Here is a 22,609-nt window from a genome sequence, read left to right on the forward strand (position 1 = left end):
CTCTTTCTCGATCATACCATTTATTGTGAAATCTAAGTTGTCAGGTCCTTACTTGCTGCTACGAAGCTTGTCGATGGGATCTACGTGAGGACGAGACTTGCTGGAATCAAAGATGATCTCAAAGGGGTTATTCTTGGCAACACTTGAGAGGCGCTGGCTGCGGTCCAGAGCAATGGTTTCACCGTTGTTGACAGGAACAAAATCTCCATCTTCAGAGTTGCGCAAAAAGGTCACGCCGTTGATGACACTACGCTTTTGCTTGTCGTCGTACTCGAAACTGTCATCAAATGTCAGAACCTGGAAGCCATAGTTTACGGCGTCCATGTCGGCGCGCACTTCCTGTTCTGTTAACTTGGCAACAGAAGTAAAGCGCATCACAACCAGCTCATGATCTCCGAGAATACGTTCAAAACTATGACCAGCGAGCTCGAGAACCAGGCTTAAGACCTTTACGTCCTTAAGGGTTTCCTCCACGATTCCACGCATGGACATCTCTTCCATCTTTGCTTCTCGGTCCTTCTTGTCCTTGCCCATCCAGCGAGAGAACAGACGGACAGGGTTGACGGCGTCAAAGAAAGTGCGAGACATGGCATAGGACTCATGAGTTTGGGGGTCCAGAATGAACTGGTCAGGGACTATGCGATCGCCGGGTTGGAGAACTTCCAAACTGTTGTAGTGGGTGTGACCAAGGATCACCGTCCGAACGTTGCGATTTGTAGCCCACTCATGAAGAAGCTTGTATCCAGAATAGTCAGGGTGAATGTTGGGGTCCTTGCGCATCTTATCGATATCGCACTGACCCTTGTTAGGTCCGCTGGTCAGTACACCCAAGCGTCCACAGTCAAACTGAGGATCGGGGCGCATCCACTCTTGAAGACCATCCTGCAGACAGCCAAGGAAGAGGTCTGTGGATTTTTCCTTGACCCACTCAGGAGCATGTTCACAGATTTTGGGCTGAATGACTTCGCCACTTACATAGTTTTTGAAGGACTCATCCATTCCGCGGAAAGGAACCTGGCGGAAGTAAAAGGGGTAAGCCACGTTTTTGTGTCCGCCACGGGGATCGTGGTGGGCGAGCAATACGGCTTCGCGCCTTTGACCGTTATAGCTGCGGTTGATCTCGCGGTGAATCCAGATCATTTGCTGAGGAGAAACGTTACCACCGTAGTTAACAGTATACATTCCCCAGCCGGAACGCATGTGCTGGCGCAGATCAAAGCTGTTAATGTTGATGTAGGTGGTGTTTCCAAAAGCCCAGCTTTGGGTCAAAGGGCCGTAGGTCTTCTTCCACTGGTTAAAGCCATCATAAAGCGGCAGGTTGCGCTTGGTTCCTGGTGTAGGCTCAAGCCATGCTTTGTCGTATCGTTGTTCATTGGCGCGACGAACAAAGTTGCCATCAAAAATGTCAACGTGGTTTCCGCCTGGAAGATCCTCAGTCTGCTTAAGGAAACGGGAAAATTCGGCTGCAGTGGCCTGACTGATGGCACCACTAGAGACATTTTCCTGTGCAATTTTGGCAATTCGCTTGCTGCCATTGACAATAAAACCAGGCGCGTGTCCCATGGCCACGTAGCCATCGTGGTTACCAGCGGTGAGGAAGAAGGGAATCGGCAACTCTTTAATTATGTCCAGAATGGCAATTGCTTCCTCGTTGTAATTTTTGGCTACATCTTCAGGCTTCAGCATCAAAGGGTCGCCACCATTGTGCAAATCGCCGTTAAAGGTGATAAAGGCGGTCTTAAGAATCTTTTCCTCAGCGGCGTTGCGGGCCTGACCTGACGCGAAAAGCTTTTTGATGTGCTCGCTCATCTGGCCAAGGCGCTCAAGAGTTTGTTGTTTGAAGGACTTACCCAACAAAAGAGGAATCACGCCAACAGAAGCTTGGCTATCAGTCACGTTGAGAACTTCGTAATTAGTTTGGTCAAAGTCTTTATCAAAGACGCGAACCGCATTGTATTGGAACTCAGAGGCAACCATTTTGCCTTCGTCCATAATCTCTATGCGCACATCGTAGAATCCAGGAGGAACATCCTTCATCTCTTCCTGGCCAAAGATCAACTTGAGCTTGGCTCTTTCAGAAAGACTGGCGGGCATTTCGTCGGGGCGGGCATAGCGCCAGGTTCCCAGGGGCTGAACGGCGTAGAAGCTGCCGGCCTTGGATCTACCACCAAATGTCTTTTTGGAAAATAGTTGAGCCCGTTGGCTGGATGTGCGCTCAGTGAGATAAACAAACAAGCCGGACTCAGCGCCCTTTTTGAGGTTCTGTGGGTTAAATGGCAGTTTACGTGCGGACTTAGTGGTCATGCTTTGACCAACATCAGTCAAAAGATTTTTGTAGTCTGAATCAGGAAGGCTCAACATCATGACGAACTCATCGTTGACGTTGGCACCCTTGCCTTCAGTCAATCCCTGGAAAAACAGATTCGGGGCGCCGATGGTGGGGTAGATCAAGCGATCAATTTGGTAGTAACGCTTTCCAGAGGGGCCCCTCAGACGAAGGTCAGCAATCTGACGATTTTGAATAGAGTCCGAATAGTGGATGTCGGGTAAGTAGGTTTCGCAGTCTTTACTCAACAATTCCCAGGCTAATCCTTTACAGCCGGGAATTTCTTTGTCTGGGTATTGCTCGCTGGCTCCAGCCTGAAGGGCTAAAGACGACAAGGCGGCAATTAGAACAGTCTTAAAAGAATAGACCGAGGGGGACGTCTTCTTTTGCATGAGAGGACCTCTCTAGATAGTGGTTCGACCAAATTTTCATTCGCTTCACATTCGCTTTTATTGGATACGAACCATCAAATCTGAGAGATGGAAACCCCGGGAAAAGAGTGCCTCTTTCGGGCTCCTCTTCCAAAAATGGTCACGTAGTCGCAATAGGAGCCGAAGCTAGGAATTATGCCTTGTCCTGTCAATCGGGGCTAAAATTGCTACAGACGGCCCTGTGAGCAATTCAAAGCCAGCTTGAGGTGCAGAACCTTTGGGGAATTGCGCCTCCGGGTGGTTTCAGGCTGGGGCGAGGGCTGCAATTAATTCACGTGAGGGAAGGCATTTTCTGTTCAACCACGGACCTAAGCTGGCGTTATTCTTGCTTAAGTGAAGACTCGATGAAGACGCGAGCCCTCCTATCCATGACCGCAATCTCCCTTTTGGCCCTGATTTGGGTGGCTTTGCATATGATTCAGGTCTCACGGGATTGCCTGTCTTCCCCCATCGTCAGCGAGGTTCGATTTTTGGGAGCCGATGTGGATGAGGGTGCTCGCATTCAAGCCTGTAGCTTGACCAGCTATATCCGCTTTTGGGATCGTTCTCATTTGCAGGCTAGTCATCGGGTGGTTAAGGAACGCATTGAAATTTTGGCTCGGGCGACGATGCTTGGCTTCAACAATTCCGTTCGCCCTGTTTCTTTGGAAATCACTGCCCTAGATCCCTTTGAATTTCGTTGGCAATCGGATCGCTTGATTCTGGGTTGGGAGTGGGTCAAAGCAAAGGGCCACCTGGAAAAGGCTCTACTTCAGGAATGGCTACGTAGGCAAAATACGGTCATTCAACAGGACCGCTTTCAGTTAGAAGTCTTGGGCTATTTGACCCTGGGATTTTTAAAAGACAAACCAGTCATTGAGGATCCGTTCGCGAAGGAGAGGATTGATTTGGCCGAACCTCGGAGTTGGCTGAACTGGGTGCTGACTCTGGATCAGTATTGCTACAGTCCCTGGGTTTCATACGATCATCTTGGTCTTTGCCACCGCACCCGTCAGATCAAGCCGATCAAAAAGAAGTATATAAATACCCTGTTTGATATCGAAAAAACGGCCTTGGCTCCTTTGGTGGCTAATTTGTTGTGGCGCCGATATAGCGAAGCTAGCTTGAGCGACAAGCAGCAGTTTTGGGCCGGAATCAAGTCCACTCTTCATGAACAGGGCGTGTTAAGCCGCTGGCAGTGGCAGAGCTTTCTTCAGCCCAAGAATATAAGTGAACTCAGAGACTGGGTGGCAATGACGACAAACATATATTGGGAGTCGCTCGGCTTTGTAAGCGAAGGTCACCATGAGTGGTTGCCTTCTGATGTGGCAATTTTGATCGAAGGATCGTCTCTGCCGGAAAATCGTCTACAAGAGTTGGTGTCGTTTAGTCAGGCAAAGCCCGAAATCGATTTGATCCTCGCCTCTGGCAAAGGAATGGTTTTGCTTTCTGGTGGACAGCAGGTACGTTTGAAGGCGGGCGGCATCCGCGCCCACTACCATATTCTTGCTAGCTGTGGGGCTGTTAACAAAAAAGACATCAAGAAAGTGGAAGAAAAGCGGGTTCTGGTGGTTGATTTCTGTAAGGAAGGAATCGAGGAGATCAACTGGTCCGCACTGATCAATGGCGGGTGGGAGTCTTTTATCGGAGAAAACCCGTCGATGAAATTTTTGGGACTCTTTATGCCCTCGGTCCGCAAGTTCAAATCTTGGCCGAGCCTGCTTCACTTAGATGATCATGACTTTAAAGTCCTGGCAACCAAACTGGGTTGGCAGAGCCAAAACTGGGACGAGAGCCTTGCGGCCATTCGTCCCAGCGGTGTTTGGGATGCGGTTCCCTTTTACCGGCTTTAGGGTGCTGCGGGTGGAGTGAAAGAGCTCACCGCACAGTTGATCGATGTGTTTCCCAAACCTTCGCGAGTCTGATCAAAGATGTAGATCTTTTGCGCCTTCTTGGTTTGCGGATCAAACTTCACACTTAACAATTGAACAGCCTGTTTTGGTCCCATCATGCCAAAGCTGGGAATAGCCAACTCGATCCACATGCGCATCAGGGGTGGGTCCTCCTTGGGAACGCCAATGATCGAGGCATTTTGATTGGGCGCCAAATTGACTGTCAGCTTATCATTTCCTGCACCGTTGGTTCCGCCAGAAGTTTCAATGGTTACAGACAGGTCTTTTCCTTGTTGGGCAAAGGGCTTAACCGTCACGGTGCAAGACTGACCGTTCTCGGCTTGGCCTTTGTAGGTTCCAAGAGGGATGTACTCCACAAAGGCTTCAGTGATGACGGTGTAAATCTGTTCTTCGCTCATCTGGCCATCACCAGGCTGGCTGGGATCTGAGCCTGGGTCTGCGGGATCGGTGGTGTTGCCACCAGCATTACCCGTGTCAGTTCCGGAATTACCACCATCGACAGGAGTCGTTCCGCCATCAGATCCGTTGGTTCCGCCGGGCTCAGTCGGGTTGGCAACAACGGTTCCGTCACTTCCGCCACTGCCGTTGTTGGTGTCCGTACCAGAGCCGGTATCAGTTCCTGTGTCGGTTCCAGTATCGCTACCGGGTTCCGTCGGTGGAACTAAAGCAGTGCCGCCACCATTGCCAGAGTTTGGTCCATCGATAGGATGGGGGGGCACAAATGTGCCGGCACCATCATCTTCACCAGGTTGGGTAATCGTTGACCGATCGCCACCGGGAATCTCAATCACTGGACTGGTGCCACCACCAGTATTGCCAGTTCCACTGTTCGGACCCTTTCCGGGCTTTTGAACAATTGAACCTTTAGCTTGGTTGTCGCCGGAATCGCCGTCCTTAGAACAAGCTGTGGTCCCCAAAAAGGAAGCAGCCAACATCAAACTAGCGAGTAGACGGATAATATTGGAATTCAACATAGAGACCCTTCCCGGATTGTGATTTCGGACAGAAAAAATCGAGAGTTATTTATGGGAGTTCTAGCGGTTGAAACTCCCCCCTCACCCAAGGCGTAAACTAAGGTGATGGTCGGGCAGGGTCAATATGAAGAAAATACTGTCCCAAAAGAACCATCGTAAGTGTCTATAATGACTTTTTTTTGATTCCATAAGACCAGCTCCTACAGGGCCAACCAAGCGGTCCTCTGCAATTTTGTAAGTGCCCGAAAGCAAACGGATTCAGCAATTTTACATCCGGCAAGGATTGGCTGGTCGGATTCCCTACTCTTGCATAACATTTGCAATCTGATTTCATTCTTAGGGTTATAAAGGTGTAAGGAGGAAATGATGCGTTGCCGAAAGTGGGGTATTCACCTGGTTGTTGGAGCCATGACAATTGCGGGTGCTTTTGGAGCTCAGGCGTCGATTAGTCGCCAAAGTCAAAACTGGGATCAATCGCCAGTCAGCAGAACTTGTGGTCTTGAGGGTGAAGAGGAGTGTGGCCGTGACGGAAGACTACTAGCCGTGCGCGAGCTGCCGATCAAGCTTCAGGAAGATCCCTTAATCAACGATTGGTGTGGACCAAACCTTGAAGACAAAAATAACTGCGCCATTGATCTGGACATTGTGCTCAATCCAAGTGCCTGTGTCGACAGTGGAGCGAATCCCCAATTCTGTGATTCGTTTTTAGCCGAGTTTCAGCAGATTCAGCTGGCTGCGGTCAATCAGTGGAATTGCGAAGAGATGGGCTATAGCAGTCAAACTTGCGCGATCTTCCGGCAGTTGCTGTTGCAGAAGTAAAGACTTGGGCTGTAACCCGTGATCGGTAACCCGTGGTCCGTGATCCGTAAACATTTCGGTGTGGGTGTCGGTTTACAGTCACGGAATCGGAGACTGTCCCTGTCACGTTTACTGGTTACGGGTAACGCTCGCGGGATTCGTTCCTTTGTTTCAGTGGTTGGCTCACTTTTTCCTGTAACCTGTGGTCCGTGGTCCGTAAACGTTTCCGTGTGGGTGTCGGTTTACAGTCACGGAATCGGAGACTGTCCCTGTCACGTTTACTGGTTACGGGTAACGCTCGCGGGATTGGTTCCTTTGTTTCAGTGGTTGGTCCACTTTTTCCTGTAACCCGTGGTCCGTGATCCGTAAACGTTCCCGTGACGGTTTCGGTATCCGTAGCTGTAGCTGTCCCTGTCACGTTTACGGGTTACAGGTTACGCAGACGGAGATTCCTCTTTTGCTCCGTTCGTTGGTCCCCTTTTTCCGTAACCAGTAATCTGTAACCAGTTAACGTTTCCGTAACGGTGGCCGTGTCCGGTCCGTGATCTGTTTTCCTTTGTCGCAGTGGTTGGCCCACCTTGGGGTGATGGCCAACACACTTTACAAAGGAAGTTAAAATGACTCAGAAAAAATGCGACTACCGATTCAGATCATTGGATTTGGCGGTGGAATTTTGCCAGAAGGTGAAACTTTTGAAGTTGCCGATTCATTTGCGGGATCAGATGCTCCGGGCATCTTCATCCGTTGCGCTGAATCTCGCTGAGGGGAGTGGTAAGCCAAGTCCAAAAGACAAGCGGCGGTTTTACTCCATTGCCCTTGGTTCTCTGCGCGAATGTCAGGCGATACTGCGAATTGAAGGAATCGAAGACCTTAAGCTTCTTGATTTTGCCGATCATCTAGGGGCCTCAATCTACAAACTCACCCTCGCGACCTAGCGAGGGTAAATTGCCTGAGAAAGCGTTTCGAGAAGGGATTGATCTTAATCAAAGTTGAGTCGAGGCCCCGAGCGAAGGTTCGGTCGCACCTTCTAAATCTGAAACACTCTTATGAATAATCCCTATTTTTCCACCAAAGCCTGAACCAATGCGGATTTTCTCGATTTTCCCTCCTTGATTTTGGCCTCTAAGTCCTTGATTTGCGCGACCCTCGTTTTGGCGGGTGATAGGTCAACAAGGATTGTTAGGTTAATATCAAGTCTTCACAAAATAAGAACGACTTCCCGTGTTTTAAAGTGGCACGTTGACGGGATAAAAAGGGAGAAGTCATGGCGTTCGGAGTTGAGAGAGCTTGCAGTCGTAGCGGTCGGTGGTTTGGTTTTACTTCAATTTCCTTAAGAGCCTTTTTAGTGCTCTTGGGTTTTGGTCTTCTTAGCCCTCAAGTTTCAAATGCAAAAACGGGCCACTGGTTTAAGCATGGCCCGTCGGTCGTTCAACCACCAAGTGACTCCAACAACCAGCAATCTTCTGATGATCTCAATCTTGTCTGGGGCCCTGAGACTTTTCATGGCCGCATTTTTAAGCCTCACATTCAAACACAGAGTCTCGATCTAGCCAGGGGGGGTATCTCCTTGTTATTGAAAACGGTGTTCCTGTTGATTTCGGAGTTTGCCCAAAAGAGCGAAGCTTTGTTTCGCTTGTTTGTCGAATCAAGCAAGGGCTTGCGGCCTTTAAGAGCTTATTCACTCGCGTTCACTCGGGCCATGTGTGGCTCAATCAAAATTTGATCTTAACTCCGGGAAGCCTCAACATCACCACTCAGGAAGTCCGCATCCCGATTGACCTCACTGGGGACACATCAACTCTCTCTTTAAAGCTTAAAGGCTTTCCAGGCTCATTCGTAAAAGTGAGCATTTACGGCGAAGGCTCAAACCAGCCACCCGTTTTAAATCTCACCTGGAGTACCGATAATCCACTTGAAGACGAAGTGGTGCTCTTTGATGCTATGGCCTCTACCGACCCCGATGGGTCAGTGAGCGAAGTGCATTTTGACTGGGGGGACAATACCTCAAGTACCGGCTTTGTGGCCGAGCACTCGTGGCAAGTGGCAGGGGTTTATGTGGTGACCGTGACGGTTACCGGTGACGATGGCGCTCAGACCTCGGTTCCCATTGAGTTTACTGTGCTGCCAAAACCAAAGCCTCCCACTGATGGGGGCGGAATCTTTTTTGTTACGACAACGGATCACGTGCCGACCAAGGCGTTGTTTTCCACTTTGACGCCAGCTGAAGACCAGGATGAAGGTCAGATCGTAAGTTACACCTGGGATTTTGGCACAGGTAATATCCTGACTCTTTACCCTCATGAAACAGATCTATATGCCAGTGTGGAGCACTATTATCAAAACACTGGGGTTTATCAGGTCACACTCACCATTATTGATGACTCAGGGCTTTCAACTTCGACTTCAAGACAGATTGAAATTGCCCCCAATCAGCCCCCTGTGCCCCACATCTCGGTTGATCAAGTCAGTGGCGTAGCCCCCTTGACCGTGACATTTGATGCCTCAGAGAGCTTTGATCCAGAAAGTGATGAAATTCGTTACCGATGGCGCTTTGGGGATAATTCACCTGAAATGATTGGTACAGATCAAGCAATTGTGAGCCACACCTATACAGAGCCTGGAACCTACACTGTCAGGCTCAGGCTTCGAGATCAGTTCTTGGCTCGGCGTGAAGTGACGACTCAGATCGTTGTGGGGGAGACAGGTGCCAATGTATCTCCCACACCCGTTTTAATTTCATCGGGGTTGTTGGGGCAAAGTCCATTTACAGTTCAACTAGATGCCTCACGGTCCTTTGACATCAACTCAGGCGATTCGATCTCGCAAATCGAGTGGACCTTTGGGGATGAGCATGATCCAGTTGATTTTGCCCAAGGGGCAATGACAAGCCACACCTTTAACTACCCAGGATCTTATTACGGAAGACTCACTGTCAGGGACTCTCAAGGAAAGTCTTCAGTTGAGCACTTTACGGTTCACGTTCTTTCAAGTGATCCTGCAAAAGTAGATTTTTTGGCCCAGGCCAACCCTTCAGATCCTCTAGAGTTGTGGTTTGATAACTCAGTTGGCCTTACAACGGCTCCTATTGAATATCACAATTTTCATTGGTTTTACGGGGACAATAGCTACGCCAGAGGAAGAAACCAAAGCCACACTTACCCAGGTCCTGGCCCCTATGAAGTTCAGCTCTCGACCTTTGATGTCCTAGGCCAAAGGTATCTCACCAAGAAAAAACCATCAATGTCCAGGACACCACATCTGATCTACCCGTAGCGATTGCCCTCAATAACTACTCGCCATCGGTCAATGAAGAGATTCAAATCTGGCTTGATACCTTTGATCTTAGTCAAGTTGCTGATTTCAACCTCAAATGGGATCTGGGAGACGGCACAGTTTTGACAGGCCTTGGATCAGACCTTCACAGCATAAGCCACACGTACACGAGAAATGGCCTTTACAAAATAACTCTCTCGCTCACAAATCCCGAAAATCTGACTACTCGGCTTGAAACGGAAATCAATGTCTATTCCGGCACTCCGCCTTTGCCACTTTTATTGCCACACCGCTTGTCGGCCAAGCTCCGGTCGAAGTTAGTTTTAACGGTAGTTACACTTGGGACAGTGACGATCAGGTGACAACGTGGATTTGGAACTGGGGAGACGGACAAAATCCATCAGTGGCCCCTATGAGAGCCATACTTATCAGGAGCCCGGCCAGTATTTCCCCAGCCTCACAGTTATTGACCAAGCAGGAAACTACGCAACCCATATGGCTGAAATCCGCGTTCTTAGTGAGCCGCCGCCACAAGATAACCAGCCTCCTGTTGCCGAAATTGTGGCGTTAACGCCTCCACGACGGGGACTGCTCCTTTGCGGGTGGAGGTCGATGCCTATAACTCCTATGATCCGGATGGGGAAATCATTGAGTACAGATGGACAACTACACATGGCATGACCTGGTGGGGACCATACTTTGTCTCCACTTTTGGTGAGGTCGGTGATTTTACAATTTCTCTTGCCGTAACCGATAGTGCCGGGGCCGTCGGCACGGACCACGTTCAAGTCCGTGCGGAAAATGAAGTTCCTCCGCCTCAGGTGCCTGAGGTGTATATTGAATTGAGGGATCTCGCCAATCGGAGTTCCGGCACTGTTGGCAATGGCGAAGTACTGCAGGTGACCCAACTTCCTGCGATAATTGAATACGATGGAATGATGAGCACCTATGGGGACGGGAATTCATTAATATATCGCTGGGATTTTTCAGACGGTGGAACCTCTAGCTCTGGTTATGGCCAGCACCAGTTTACCCAAGAGGGAATCTACACGGTTAGTCTGCAAATCGAGAATGAGCTTGGCCAGATTTCCCAAACGAGCGCAACAATTGAAATCGATGTCGCCGACTACCGGTGTTTACGAGAAGAAGGGGATGAGGCCTGCCACTCTATCAATGAACTAGACGGTAAGGTGTTACCGATTGATGGCAGTCCGAGCCAGACCTTGAGTCTCCGAAATAATTTCGCAGTGCCCTACGGGACTTATTCCTCTTCCCTTGGGGACTCAGGAGAATCAGTGGTTTTGGTCGCCAGAGAAGATTCCTCGCTCGTTAGATCCTCCGTCGATATCACTGATCTGACTCAATCCGTGGAAGCTACCTTGAAATTAATGTGCAGGACCTGCTGCAGCGAGTTCCCAACTTAAGATGGGCCTATGCCATTGAAATTCGCGGTCAGAGCTTTGACAGTAGCGTGGGGTTGAACGGGTCTTCTCAAGAATTTTACTTTGGGACAGCAGGGGAGTTGTCCATCTCCCGGAAGGGATTTACACCCCTGGAAGTGGACGAAGGGAATTTTAAGTATCTGAAGACCTTGCCTCAAGTAACGGGCACCGTAACCCTAGAGTTTCTTCCTCCCGGGGCTACAACGTGCGTGCGATTTCCGAGGATGGTCAATCTTTTGGGGTGAGTTTCTGGTGCCCAATCCCTACTCGGAAGCCTCAACTCAGGTCGCGGCCATTCAGAATCCCTACTCGCCAAGTGGTCAGGTCGTGCAGCAGCAGACAGTAAATGGTCTTTCCGCACGGACTACATCGATGGCCGCTGAACCTGAGATTCCCACCAACCTACCGCCGACTTCGATAGCTGACCTGGAGGCTAGAACTCCAGGATTTCCTGAGCCATTTGAACTTCCCAAATCTTCCGGGGTCACTCTTAAAACTGCCAGTTTGAAAAGCGCTGCCGTCACTACCCAGAACTTGGTGCCAGAACCCTTTCTTCCGAGAAAGGGTATGAGTACAGACCTGGATGGGCAAGGAAATGCACATTTGATCCATACGCGGAGCTTGCGCCATTTTCTGGAGTTCTTAGAGAAGCTGGACCTAAAGGCAATCCTGCCTATGACCTCTCGCCGGTGTCCTCAAGCAATTACGGCGGGGCTTCATATTCCTGGATTTCCGTTGGTCAGAAATCGATCAAGGTCTCTTGCAACGTTCAGTCCTGGCGGATTCTAAATGCCTACTATTCCTGGTATGCCACCACGGTTTCGCAAGATTGCTGCGCAATTGGGGCTTACTGCAGGAGTGTAAAAAGATGGAAAAGTGAGACAGCGAGTTCAAATACATGGAGGGCTCAACGTGGAGGTCACAGACACAAACTCTCGATGTGGTTTGGGCGAAATCATCAGTACTATGTTTCAAACAAGGCAGTGGTGAAACAGTTTTCATTCAACAACTGGGTGACAAATGAGGCAGATCAAGATGATGGCGTTGCCCTTTCTCGAATCGGCCTCCCCTATGACTTTGGTGATCCCAACAAGATTGACTTTGATTTGGTTCCAAATTACGGAGTCAATTTTACATTTGACGTACCGGTTCCAAAGGAGACTTATTCTAGCAACGGAGGATTCGTTACCTTTCTTGTTCAACGACATCGACCCCTTGGGGATTCTCAGCCCGAACTGTTTGATCGCATGAATTGTGTCGTCGTGACGCCTAGAAGTAGTGCCATTGAGTTAACAGAACTTTCAACTTCACCGCCACTTACAACTGATGCGGGCACCTACAATCAATGGAAGATGGGGCAAGACTTGAGAGCGGGAGTGAAGGCCTGTTCCTCTGGACATCGACCAGTCGGCGGCCGCTTCCAACACCTATCGAAACCGAGGCGGGCGGTTTGTACCTCGGTTTCGTGTTCGCGCAAGATATAATTCGAACCATGTGACATGGACCGGAGTGCGAGCCTATGTCGGAAATGAGACAAGCTCCATGCTTCATTTTGATCTACCACTTCAATCGGGGGTATACCCCGAGCCCCAGGGTAAGGCGAGGTCGACGACGGCCTTGACAACAGACAGCTCTGTGAATTCGACGTCGATGAACAGTGTGATGATACCCATATCGAATCAGTTTAATTGGACGCCTGCAAATGCCGATAAGATCGATAAGTTAAGTGTCCTTTACTATTTTATGGGTCAGACACCTGGGGGAGAAACGGTGTTTTCAGATCTACCGATCACTCGGTCCTATCGAACGTCATTTAATCTGCGCCGGAGCACCAACACGGCGAACAATTACGTGGCCAATGGCTGCAGCGGGGAATACAGTATCAGTATGAGTAGTTATGTGAGTTCGAAAATGGCCCAAGTGGCGTATTATTTGACCAACAATCTCGGGGTGGAGACACTTTGCAATGATGGGTCTTTGCCATTTGGGGGGCAGTTTATCGCCAAGCTAACGGCCCCGGAAGAAGGCCATTTCACACATAACAATGGAAACCAGATTGATATGCGGTACTTCTCAGATCAGGATTGCAGTGCATTTGAGGGTAGTGATGTGACGACCTGTAACGGTTACGGCAACTTTAAAAATTACTATGACATCAATCACGCAGCTCGGCGGATTCAGGACTGGGATTATACCAAGGAGTTTCTGACGGCCTTAAATGGCCTGTCGGCGACGGCAAAACAAGAGTGTTTGGATAATTCAGGAACCTGTGCCGATGCGATGGCTGCGACGGATACAGGGCCTGGGACTTTGGCAGAAAAGAAGGCGAAGGCGCAAAGGAATTTGAATGCGATGCTGAGGCTTGCGAGTTGGACGAAGTATAATAGGCGGAAGTGGACGGATATAACGACTAAGTTTGATGGCCTGTTCGTTACGTTTACTCCTGGTGTTGGCGAATGGCAAGAGCGCCTGCTATTGGACGGTGAGGTGTCAAACATGGCAGTACTTGAGCCTTCGGGAGCTGGCCTATCTTTGATTGGGGACTGCGAATCAGCTGCGAACTGCGATCTAAATGTAAGTGGAAGCAATAAAAACTTGAAGCGTGCGCCTGGTCATTTGCACCACATACATTTGGGGTTTTGATGATGGAGCAGCGTAGAGCAGTGTTTATATCTTATTTGATTTGGGCTGTGATAGCCATCGTCTTACCCAGCGAGGGCAGTGCAAACGACACCAAATCTACTTTTGAGATTCCAAAGGATATGTACAAGCGGATCGCCGTAGAGCCGGGGGTGTTCGCTCAGGCGTTGAAGTTGCCAATTTTCAAGGATTCTGAAGAGAGTCAGTTTTTTGCCAACACGGCTGTACAATGGAAACCCGATGTACAAAAGGAGATTCAGCTACGAATTATTGCAGTCGAAAGCGTGAAGGTCGGTGGCCGGCAATACCCAGCCGGGACCCGTCTTTCAGGAGAGTATTTTCTTTATCGACTTAGCCCACCCGAACCAGTGGAGATCAATGGCATCAAGATCTGCGATCACCTGGGTCAGCATGCGCAGACGCTGGAGATCTTTGAGATCAAGCTTTGTGAGGATTCAGAGATCAATGGGGTGAAGATACCGGGTGGGTCGAAGGTTGCGTTTATGCCTCACAAAACTAAGGTGGATCAGAGGTGGTTTGACATTTCCTGTATTACTCCCGGAAATGATATGAACTACAGGGGAACGGCTTTCAAGAAAGGTGAGAGAATCGTTGCTCTATCAGATGACTTCAGACCTGAGAGTCCGGAGGATAGGATGGCAGAGTGCGAGGTTCGTGTTTGGGATCGGGAGGTCATCAAAACCCTGAAACGTATTGGGAAGATCAAATAGACAGTGCCTCTCAAACGCGGAAATCATATTGATATGCGATATTTCTCCGACCAGGACTGCGGTGCATTTGAGGGTAGTGATGTGACGACCTGTAACGGTTACGGCAACTTTAAAAATTTCTATGACTTTAACCATGCAGCTCGGCGGATTCAGGACTGGGATTATACCAAGGAGTTTCTGACGGCCTTAAATGGCCTGTCGGCGACGGCAAAACAAGAGTGTTTGGATAATTCAGGAACCTGTGCTGACGCGATGGCGGCGACGGATACAGGGCCTGGGACTTTGGCAGAAAAGAAGGCGAAGGCGCAAAGGAATTTGAATGCGATGCTGAGGCTTGCGAGGTAGTAAGGTGACCGTCACTATTTAGTATTGTACTGCAATACCAAAAAGTGACGGTCACTCTACCCTCATTCAAGCCAAGTCATCGATTTTAGAGAGCCTCTGTCTGCGCCGGCTGCAAGAATTGCCCCAAATTTGCAGGTTGAGCCTAATCAGGAAAACCAAGAGCAAACTAGATTTGATACCCCCAATTGCGGATGCTTGAAACCAAACTGTTCAGACTCTATTACCGGGAGAATTCATGGTAAGCGCCTGACCGAAACGCCATTACGAATTTCCGCGGGCTCCTCAGTACAGGTCTTTTGTGTTGTATGGCCGGATAGCTATTCTCATCGTTCTTATTTAGCAGCTCTTTGTGCCGATGGCCAAACTCAAAACTGCGGGGTTGGCCCGAACCAACATCAGATTGACCACGAATTTCCTACGGCGGGCATTATTAGATGGTCTCACTTGGCGGCCGAAGGCAGCCAGCCATTAGACGTAGGACTGAAGGTTCTTGGGGCCTTTTTCCATGACGAGCTATTGAGAATATCCAAGCCGCTGGCGATGATAAAAAAGGCAAACTGTTTGGGGGGTGACTATACCCATTTTGTTCTTCCACCGGTAACTATCTCCTCTCCGGAGAATAGCGGTGGGACCGATATCACGTTAGAGACAGCCAATCAGGTCCCAACTGAATTTGGTATCGGGAGAAACACCCTCGCCTGTGGATTGATCGAAGTTGGTTTGGAGATTACTGGCTTGACGGCAAGTAACCATGTCAACTCGACAGTCTACACGAACTCTATAGACAGTATCAAACATGGGTTTCCATCGTCTGTCGATACTGAAACCGGCACTCATGCAAACTACGTGGACCACACCGACCCCAACTCCTATCGAGTGGCCTATAACTTATCCTATGAGAATACTCTTGATCATAACCTAACAATCGATTCCTTGAACATCTACGTTGCGACCTCGACCGGGAAACGCCTTTTGCGAACCGTCCAGGTAACCCCGCAGGGACAAACTCCTTCGATGGATCATCTTTTGATTGAAAGTGAACAGTCCCGAGTCCGGTTTAGTATTGCAATGAGTGGTCTTTTTCAGAACGTCGCTGAGGGCTTTGACTCCATCTTGGGGGATTCCAGTACGATAGATATGATCTTTGAGCTTTCGGCCACGCGGCTCAACGGGCAAAGGATCACATCATCTCTATTTCAACATCAGTTCAAACGGCTTTATGATTTCAAAAAACTGGGGGTACCAAAGTACAGTGGGACGATTTCGATGTATGGCTCCTACGCTCTCTATTCCTTGGTCAGGGAGGCGCAGAGAGAGTTTGCTGGTGACCCCTGGGCACCGCTGTGCAATGATGGAAGCAAGCCGTTTGGTGGAAGTTTTAGTCCGGATCATGCGGAGCATAGGGATGGGCTTCATTTGGATATGCGGTATTTTGGAGGTAGCCTTGCAGCCCGGAACAGCTATGATATCAGTCATGCAAATTTGAGGAGGTCGGATATTGATGCCTATCTTACTTGGGTGGGTGCCTGCAATGAAGCTGGCTTAGACCCCAAGCCCGAAAGTTGCCCAGGATACCCAGCTTCTGAGGTTACTCGGTTTTCGAACTGGGTTGTTAATCAACGAAACGGTTTGACCGCGTGGAACCAACTTGGGTGGTCTCACTCGATTCGTAACGTAATCATATCTCGTGGCGGATTTGGCAAAGGTAAATTGGCATCACCAGGCTTCGAAAACGCTCATTGGCAGTATATGAGTATAGTCGAGGGGAAGTGGCCAAATGGTGATCTAATTGAGAGTTCTGGAGCTCCAATTGGGATTTGTTTAGATGGTTTGATGGGAGAACTACCAGAAGTGGAGCCTGATGGAGGAGTCAATTATAGCTGCCATCCTCCAGCTTTTTCTTGGGGGATCAAGGATGTACATACCCATCACTTTCATCTTAGGAGTGTTGAGTGAAAAATCATGGTTTGGCGGTGCGGTCAATTTTAGGAATTTTGTGTTGGTTTTTGAGTACATCAAGTCTGGGAAAGACGGTACTTGGTATTTGTGATGGGGAGGCCCTAAAGGGGCGGATCGAGGATTTTAAGGAGGAGTGTCGTCACTGTCGTCCAGTCATGGTTGATGAAATCCCTAGGTGCTTGCCTCACTTCATGCCCGGTGACGTCACAAGTTTGACACAAGATCCGCTTTCCTCGTCTATCGGATTCACACTTGTCCGCGATACGAAACTATTTGGAGTCGAATGGCCGAAAGGGACTCAGTTCAAAACGTCTGTCTTAGGTGCAGACATTGGAATCGCTACCTTCAAAAGTCAATTCAAGCTAAAAGGGATACCTGTAAGCCAAGCCACCTTCTTTTCCTTCCAAGATGTGCATTTAGAGTATGCGGAAATAACTGAAGATTGTAAAATATCGGGGTATTTATGGCCTAAGGGTTTCGGGTTGAGCTTTTCTCCGGAATCGGTTGACCCGCCTAAGTTGTGGTATGTCAACCTGCTGCAGGACTTGGTGCTAGATGGGAAAAAGTATAGAAAGGGAGACTATGTCTGGTTTAATGCAAAGGGAAAGGTAGATCTGTCGGCTCCAAAACCAAAGCCGCTGCAATAGTCGGTCGAGGAAATTTGGATGGTCTCGTTCAATATTCGATGTGACTGTTTCTAGTGGCGGATCTGATTTGGGATCATTGAGCGCACCCTGTTTTGAGCACGCCCAATGGCAATACAAGAGTATTGTCGAAGGTACCTGGCCGAACGATGATTTAATTACTCGAGATGGAATTCCAATCGGGGTCTGCCTGGACGCCTGGATGGCGTCAACCAGAAGATGCGCCTGATGGCGGCATCGACTACAGTTGCCACCCTCCGAAAATAACATGGGATAACAGCGAGCCCCACACTCATCATTTTCATCTTTGGAGTTCAGAATGAGGAGTTCACTATTTTCATTGAGATTTCTATTGATCACAACCAGTATGGTCTTAAGTGGGTCGGCTTTTGGCAGGACAGTCCTAGGAACTTGTGATGGAGAAGATCTAAAACGACCGATTGGGGAGTATAAGGAGGAGTGTCGTCATTGTCGTCCAGTCATGGTTGAAAATATCTCGAGGTGCTTGCCTCACTTCATGCCCGGGGATGTCACGAACCTAACTCTTGATCCACTTTCCTCAACTATTGAATTCACGCTTGCCCGTGATACGAAACTATTTGGAGTCGATTGGCCAAAGGGAACTAAGTTTGAAACAGCAGTGTTAGGTGGTGATATTGGCAGAGCTAGCTTCCAGAGTTCACTCAAAATAAAGGGGGTTCCCGGTAAGAGATTTGAGTTCTCAAACTTTGGCAAGGTTCAGCTCGAATCAGTCAAGATCACCGATGATTTCTCCTATGGCGGATATACATGGCCAGAAGGCAGTGTGCTCGCTTTTGCTCCAGCGGTGGGTTCTGAAGACCAGAAGCTCTGGTATGTAGAGTTGAAGCAGGATCTGGTCTTGGATGGGAAAGAGTATCCTAAAAACTCATTTGTTTGGTTTAATACAAAAGGGAAGGTAGACCTTTCTGCTCCGATGCCGCGGCCACTACAGTAGGTATGGACACACTTTTGAAACCCGAGGCAGCTTAGTAAGGTGACCGGCTAGGTTCACAGTGCCAGTGCGACTTTTCTGTTAAAAAATACCTCGAAGGGTGTCCTAAATCCTAGGCACTTTCGAGGCCTGAAGTTGATCTTGTTCTCTATTATCTGTAGATCATTGGCTGTAAGCTTGTCTAGATCCGTGTTTCGTTTGATGTACTCTCTTAGCAATCCAATAGTGTTCTCCACAGTCCCTCGTTGTTGCGGCTTATAGGGTTCGCAGTGATAGGTCCGGAAGGGCAATGACGCGGAGTCGTTAAACTCAGTACCATTGTCATTGGTCATGGTAAAGACTCTCTTACCTAAGCCGCCCAAGGTATCTAGGGTTAGTCTAGATACTTCCTTGCTTGTGCGGATCTCTATTTTTCTGAGTTTTGTGTAACGGGTTTTTCTATCTGTGAGAACAAGCAGCTGTTTGCGGTTGGCTCCATACATTCCATCTCGCTCCCAGTCTCCGATGCGTCTTCTTTGTTCAACTATACTGGGGCGCTCATGAATGATGACTCTGTTTGTCCTGCGAGATTTCCTTTGAGTGGCACGTCCGCCGCTGCGACGCCGGTTTTTCCTAATGATCCGTTGCCTAAGGGTCTTTTCGCCAAAACTCCTGTATATCGTCTGACGACTTACGGCCGGGCTCTTCTCTTGTTTAAGACGTCCCGCGATCTGTTCTGGACTCCAGCCAAATTCGGCGTATACCAGGATCTTCTCAGCCAATTCTCTGGTCATCACCTTCCTCCGGCGACACCGCCGGAAGCGCTTAGCCGCCAGCACAGTGGCTCTCTCCGGGTCATAGCTAGAGCGATACTTGTTTCGTCGTATTTCCCTGTAAATGGTTGATGTATGGAAACCGAGAGCTATTGAGATTTCACGTACCGGAAAATTTGCTTGTAAAAATGCAGAGATATGGCACCTATCTTCGTAGGTCACCCTGCGGTAATTATGCATTATGCGACTCCTTTTTTTGGCGATTAAGGGGCTACCACAGGGTGGCTTTTTTCTTAATCACCGAGTCGCACTGGCTTTGGACACTCAGCCCGTCACTTTTTGGTATTGTACCGCAATACCAAAAAGTGACGGTCACTCTACTTAGTTGGGAGTGAAAAGCAAGGTTCCCTTCATTTGGGAGTCAGTTGATACTTGGGTTCATGCCCAAGACGATCTGGGGCGGACGATAGAGAGAAGATGGCTGTCCAATGTTGATCTTTATTCTCCCGTAGATGTCCTGCCGGATAAAGCGGAGCCCCTAGCTCAGCAGGTCTTTTTCAATCCCGGCCTCATTCAGAACCTGAATATCTCGTTGATTGAAAATGTTCAGGCCGAATACGTCATGCTTGAGTTTGTCCCAGTTGGCTCCATTCGGCATATTTCGGGTAATAATCTGCCAATTACGGGCACAGCGTTCAAAAAGAGGTTTGTTCCTTTTTACAATGGCAAGAAAACTCAGGCGCCGATGTACAGTCAAAATATCAGCATGTACGTGAAGAAGAGTCTTTATGAAATCCTGGATAAAACGACAAATCTGTTCCCGCATTTTCAGTTTAACGATGCGAGTTTACCCTTCGGTGGGGAATTTTCACTGTGTTGTGATGATGAAAACAAGCCTTTTGGAGTTCATGGCCAGCACCGAACGGGGATGGAAGTTGATGTTCGCGCTTTTGGATCTACAGATCCGGGGTATTATACAAGATGCACGGGAAATCATCATCCAAGTCCTTGTTCCGGAAACAAGCCTGGCGAAGTATTTAAGCCCGCTGATGGACCGCTTTTGGCAATTGATTTCAAGACGGTCGAAGGGGATGACGGTTCTTGTATCGACGATGCTTCGGGAGAGGTCGTTGCTACGCCTGATTGTGGAGAAGTCCTTCAAGCAGTTGATCGAATCTCTAGGTGGGTCCGGAAATTCCGAATGGAGGCGGATCGCTTTCGATTGTTTTCTGATCCGAGTTTAAAGATTCACGTCAGCTCAGGAGCAGATAATACCAATCAAGCTTATCTACCCTCAGCCATGAAGAGTAAACCTTGGGTTATGAACGCCCTTCTTTTTGGTGTTCTGCCCAACAATATTCCCATCAGGAACTCCTATGCGGCAGAGGGCGAACCAAGTAGCGAGGTTGGAATGTGCTGGGACGATGACCTTAGGTTTCTCGAAAGGGCTAGTCCGTTTGAGCTTACTCTGGAAAAGGCTTACAATTCAGTATTCAATTGTGACTTATCAAATGTGAGGTTTAAATCGGGATGGACAAATCATTACGGACATTATCACCTATGGTTGGTTCAATAGCTAAGGCCGTTGGCCTTGCCGTTTGTTTGATCTTAAATTTTTCTGCCGGTGCAGACACTATTCAAGAGATGGGCCCTCACCCTGTGGGTTTGACAGATTCGAAGGAAGAGGCAGAAGTGAAGCTATGTGGTCAAAGGCACGGCGTGCGCATTGATCGGCTTAAGTCATACCACTTTTGTTCGGATCAATGGCTGGACTTTGGGCCGGTAATTTTCACCATAGGAGACCGGGCGGTAACCAGAGGATTCTCAAAAAACAGCTCTCCAGTTGGGCGTTGGGAGTCGACTGCCTGGGCGGGTTTTTCCGCGGATTTTGGCGATGAAGGATTTCTCAATGGGGAGTTTCACTACTGGTACCATCCAGACCCCCAGCAGGAGCCAGACGGGCGAAGATTTGATTTGAAGCTTAGGTTTAATGATGGTCAGGGTCCATTGAAGCTGAAATGGGGAAAGCCAGTTGAAATCCTGCCTCCAACCAAAGGGAAGTCCTTGCTTAGTGAATCACTGACTGAGGAATCCCTTCATGGGTCATTTGAGAATTTAAACTTTTTCTGGAGATTCCCCGGGCCGTCGAGTCGGACAGGAGGTACTGAAAAAATAGTCCGCTATCAGCTCATTTATGAAGAGCCGAAGCTAGAGTCTCGGGTGATTGGTATTTATACGTCTCTTGGCTGGTGGTCAGCTGTTGGTGCCCTAGCTCCTGCGGGCCCTGGCCCCATGAAAAGGCCTGGTGCCTTTAATGTCATTGGAATGAGTGAAAAAGGAAATTTTCTTCGCGTTCAGTTTAAAGTAAGGGGTGGAGCAGGTTATTTGGTGGGATGGATGAAGTCCATGTACGATCGAATCGAATTTAAGGGGCAGTCCTACTGGGGCAGGGAGTTTGGTCCAGTTTCTTGTCCCTTTGCGGCCTATGAGTCGCCGGGGGGAAAGAAGGTGGAGTTTAAAATCTCTGGTGAGAAGGCCATAAGAATGGAGAGGCACAAGTCAAAAAGTTGGCGTGGCAAATTCCAGAAGGAAAAACAGTACAGTAGCAATGAAGTCATTTGCCACAGGGAGCCTCGTCCTGGATACACGGTGCGGCCTTCAGAGTCGAACTACTTTTTCTACCCCAAATATTCGACAACTCACAAGGGAAAGATCTGGCATTTTGGTAGTCTATTTTTGAGGCCCACCTGCCGCACGGAAAAATCGACCCACCCAATTGAAGAAGTGATTGCTCAGGATGTTTGGGTTCCTCATCTACGGGAGGATGGAGAAAGAACGATTGAGGTTAATTTTGAAAATGAAGATTGCAACATGTGATTTCCCAAAAGGTTTTTTTTGAGGAAGCTCTATTGGCTCGCTAGCCGAGGATGTTCGGTAAGAAGTCCTTGTCTACGTTTCAGTATGTGTGTCCGTTGACAGTGACCGAAACGGTCGACTGGCACGGCACCGTGAACGGGTAACGGGTTAGGTTGACCGAGAACTCTTATCGCTCGTAATCGGAGCTGAGCTTTTTGGCTTGGTTCTTTTCGTCGACAAAGACCAGGCGGGGTTTGTGGTGAGGGGCTTCGGACTCCTCGAACTCCGCGTAGCAAGCGATGATGACCAGGTCGCCGCGGTGGACGTGGCGGGCGGCCGCCCCGTTCAGGCAGATTTCACCTTCGCCACCATAGATGACATAGGTGGAAAAGCGGGCGCCGTTGTTGCAGTTGTAGATTTCGACTTTCTCAAACTGATGAAGGCGAGCCATTTCGCAAAGCTTGGGGTCGATGGAAATTGAGCCTTCATAGCTGAGGTCCGCGTCGGTGACCGTTGCCCGGTGAATTTTTGATTTAAGCATTGTAAGTCTCATAGCGATGTCTCCCTCAGATG

Annotated in this window: 21 protein-coding genes; 17 read left to right on the forward strand and 4 right to left on the reverse strand. The window is 49.0% G+C overall.

Annotated features, from left to right (window positions below):
* Window positions 1-48: 48 nt before the first annotated feature.
* Entirely contained in the window at window positions 49-2,718 is a 2,670-nt protein-coding gene (locus tag H6624_18215) for a metallophosphoesterase (GenBank protein ID MCB9086279.1), read from the reverse strand.
* Between the two features lie 383 nt (window positions 2,719-3,101).
* Between H6624_18215 and H6624_18220 the strand changes: the two genes are divergently transcribed.
* A complete protein-coding gene (locus tag H6624_18220; protein ID MCB9086280.1) occupies window positions 3,102-4,589 on the forward strand; it encodes a hypothetical protein in 1,488 nt (495 codons plus the stop codon).
* Here H6624_18220 and H6624_18225 read toward each other — a convergent pair.
* Window positions 4,586-5,623: a hypothetical protein gene (locus tag H6624_18225; GenBank protein ID MCB9086281.1), complete on the reverse strand. Its 1,038-nt coding sequence runs from the start codon at window positions 5,621-5,623 to the stop codon at window positions 4,586-4,588. The genes H6624_18220 and H6624_18225 overlap by 4 nt on opposite strands.
* A 363-nt stretch (window positions 5,624-5,986) precedes the next feature.
* Here H6624_18225 and H6624_18230 point away from each other — a divergent pair, with 363 nt between their 5' ends.
* From H6624_18230 to H6624_18295, 14 genes are all read left to right on the forward strand, one after another.
* On the forward strand, window positions 5,987-6,442 hold the full coding sequence (locus H6624_18230; protein ID MCB9086282.1) for a hypothetical protein: 456 nt from the start codon (window positions 5,987-5,989) through the stop codon (window positions 6,440-6,442).
* Window positions 6,443-7,038: 596 nt separating this feature from the next.
* A complete protein-coding gene (locus tag H6624_18235) occupies window positions 7,039-7,356 on the forward strand; it encodes a four helix bundle protein (protein ID MCB9086283.1) in 318 nt (105 codons plus the stop codon).
* Window positions 7,357-7,685: 329 nt separating this feature from the next.
* A complete protein-coding gene (locus H6624_18240; GenBank protein ID MCB9086284.1) occupies window positions 7,686-8,144 on the forward strand; it encodes a hypothetical protein in 459 nt (152 codons plus the stop codon).
* Entirely contained in the window at window positions 8,141-9,694 is a 1,554-nt protein-coding gene (locus H6624_18245; protein ID MCB9086285.1) for a PKD domain-containing protein, read from the forward strand. Before H6624_18240 ends, H6624_18245 begins: the two co-directional genes overlap by 4 nt.
* Window positions 9,695-9,816: 122 nt before the next feature.
* Window positions 9,817-10,056, forward strand: a complete 240-nt coding sequence (locus H6624_18250; GenBank protein MCB9086286.1) for a PKD domain-containing protein — start codon at window positions 9,817-9,819, stop codon at window positions 10,054-10,056.
* Between the two features lie 234 nt (window positions 10,057-10,290).
* Window positions 10,291-11,118 carry a PKD domain-containing protein gene (locus H6624_18255; protein ID MCB9086287.1) on the forward strand — a complete coding sequence of 276 codons (828 nt, stop codon included), beginning with the start codon at window positions 10,291-10,293 and terminating at the stop codon, window positions 11,116-11,118.
* 270 nt (window positions 11,119-11,388) lie between these two features.
* Window positions 11,389-11,925: a hypothetical protein gene (locus tag H6624_18260; GenBank protein MCB9086288.1), complete on the forward strand. Its 537-nt coding sequence runs from the start codon at window positions 11,389-11,391 to the stop codon at window positions 11,923-11,925.
* A gap of 197 nt (window positions 11,926-12,122) precedes the next feature.
* The gene (locus tag H6624_18265; protein MCB9086289.1) at window positions 12,123-12,620 is read left to right on the forward strand and encodes a hypothetical protein; all 498 of its coding nucleotides are present in this window, start codon (window positions 12,123-12,125) and stop codon (window positions 12,618-12,620) included.
* Between the two features lie 58 nt (window positions 12,621-12,678).
* Window positions 12,679-13,779 (forward strand): hypothetical protein, encoded by a 1,101-nt coding sequence (locus H6624_18270; protein MCB9086290.1) that lies wholly within the window; start codon window positions 12,679-12,681, stop codon window positions 13,777-13,779.
* Window positions 13,779-14,507, forward strand: a complete 729-nt coding sequence (locus tag H6624_18275) for a hypothetical protein (protein ID MCB9086291.1) — start codon at window positions 13,779-13,781, stop codon at window positions 14,505-14,507. The genes H6624_18270 and H6624_18275 overlap by 1 nt, the downstream gene beginning before the upstream one ends.
* Before the next feature lie 33 nt (window positions 14,508-14,540).
* Window positions 14,541-14,852 (forward strand): hypothetical protein, encoded by a 312-nt coding sequence (locus H6624_18280; GenBank protein ID MCB9086292.1) that lies wholly within the window; start codon window positions 14,541-14,543, stop codon window positions 14,850-14,852.
* Between the two features lie 195 nt (window positions 14,853-15,047).
* The gene (locus H6624_18285; GenBank protein MCB9086293.1) at window positions 15,048-16,808 is read left to right on the forward strand and encodes a hypothetical protein; all 1,761 of its coding nucleotides are present in this window, start codon (window positions 15,048-15,050) and stop codon (window positions 16,806-16,808) included.
* A complete protein-coding gene (locus tag H6624_18290) occupies window positions 16,805-17,458 on the forward strand; it encodes a hypothetical protein (protein MCB9086294.1) in 654 nt (217 codons plus the stop codon). The genes H6624_18285 and H6624_18290 overlap by 4 nt, the downstream gene beginning before the upstream one ends.
* Window positions 17,459-17,936: 478 nt before the next feature.
* Window positions 17,937-18,431 (forward strand): hypothetical protein, encoded by a 495-nt coding sequence (locus H6624_18295; protein MCB9086295.1) that lies wholly within the window; start codon window positions 17,937-17,939, stop codon window positions 18,429-18,431.
* A 53-nt stretch (window positions 18,432-18,484) separates the two neighbouring features.
* On the opposite strand, the gene H6624_18300 is transcribed toward H6624_18295, so the two are convergent.
* Entirely contained in the window at window positions 18,485-19,420 is a 936-nt protein-coding gene (locus tag H6624_18300; protein ID MCB9086296.1) for an IS30 family transposase, read from the reverse strand.
* A gap of 151 nt (window positions 19,421-19,571) precedes the next feature.
* On the opposite strand from H6624_18300, the gene H6624_18305 reads away from it, so the two are divergent.
* Both H6624_18305 and H6624_18310 read left to right on the forward strand, forming a co-directional pair.
* On the forward strand, window positions 19,572-20,756 hold the full coding sequence (locus tag H6624_18305) for a hypothetical protein (GenBank protein ID MCB9086297.1): 1,185 nt from the start codon (window positions 19,572-19,574) through the stop codon (window positions 20,754-20,756).
* A gap of 116 nt (window positions 20,757-20,872) precedes the next feature.
* Window positions 20,873-22,057, forward strand: a complete 1,185-nt coding sequence (locus tag H6624_18310; protein MCB9086298.1) for a hypothetical protein — start codon at window positions 20,873-20,875, stop codon at window positions 22,055-22,057.
* Between the two features lie 166 nt (window positions 22,058-22,223).
* Here H6624_18310 and H6624_18315 read toward each other — a convergent pair whose 3' ends face one another.
* Window positions 22,224-22,589, reverse strand: a complete 366-nt coding sequence (locus H6624_18315) for an aspartate 1-decarboxylase (protein MCB9086299.1) — start codon at window positions 22,587-22,589, stop codon at window positions 22,224-22,226.
* Between the last annotated feature and the right edge of the window lie 20 nt (window positions 22,590-22,609).

It is taken from the genome of Pseudobdellovibrionaceae bacterium, assembly GCA_020635075.1.
Lineage (GTDB): Bacteria > Bdellovibrionota > Bdellovibrionia > Bdellovibrionales > UBA1609 > JADZEO01.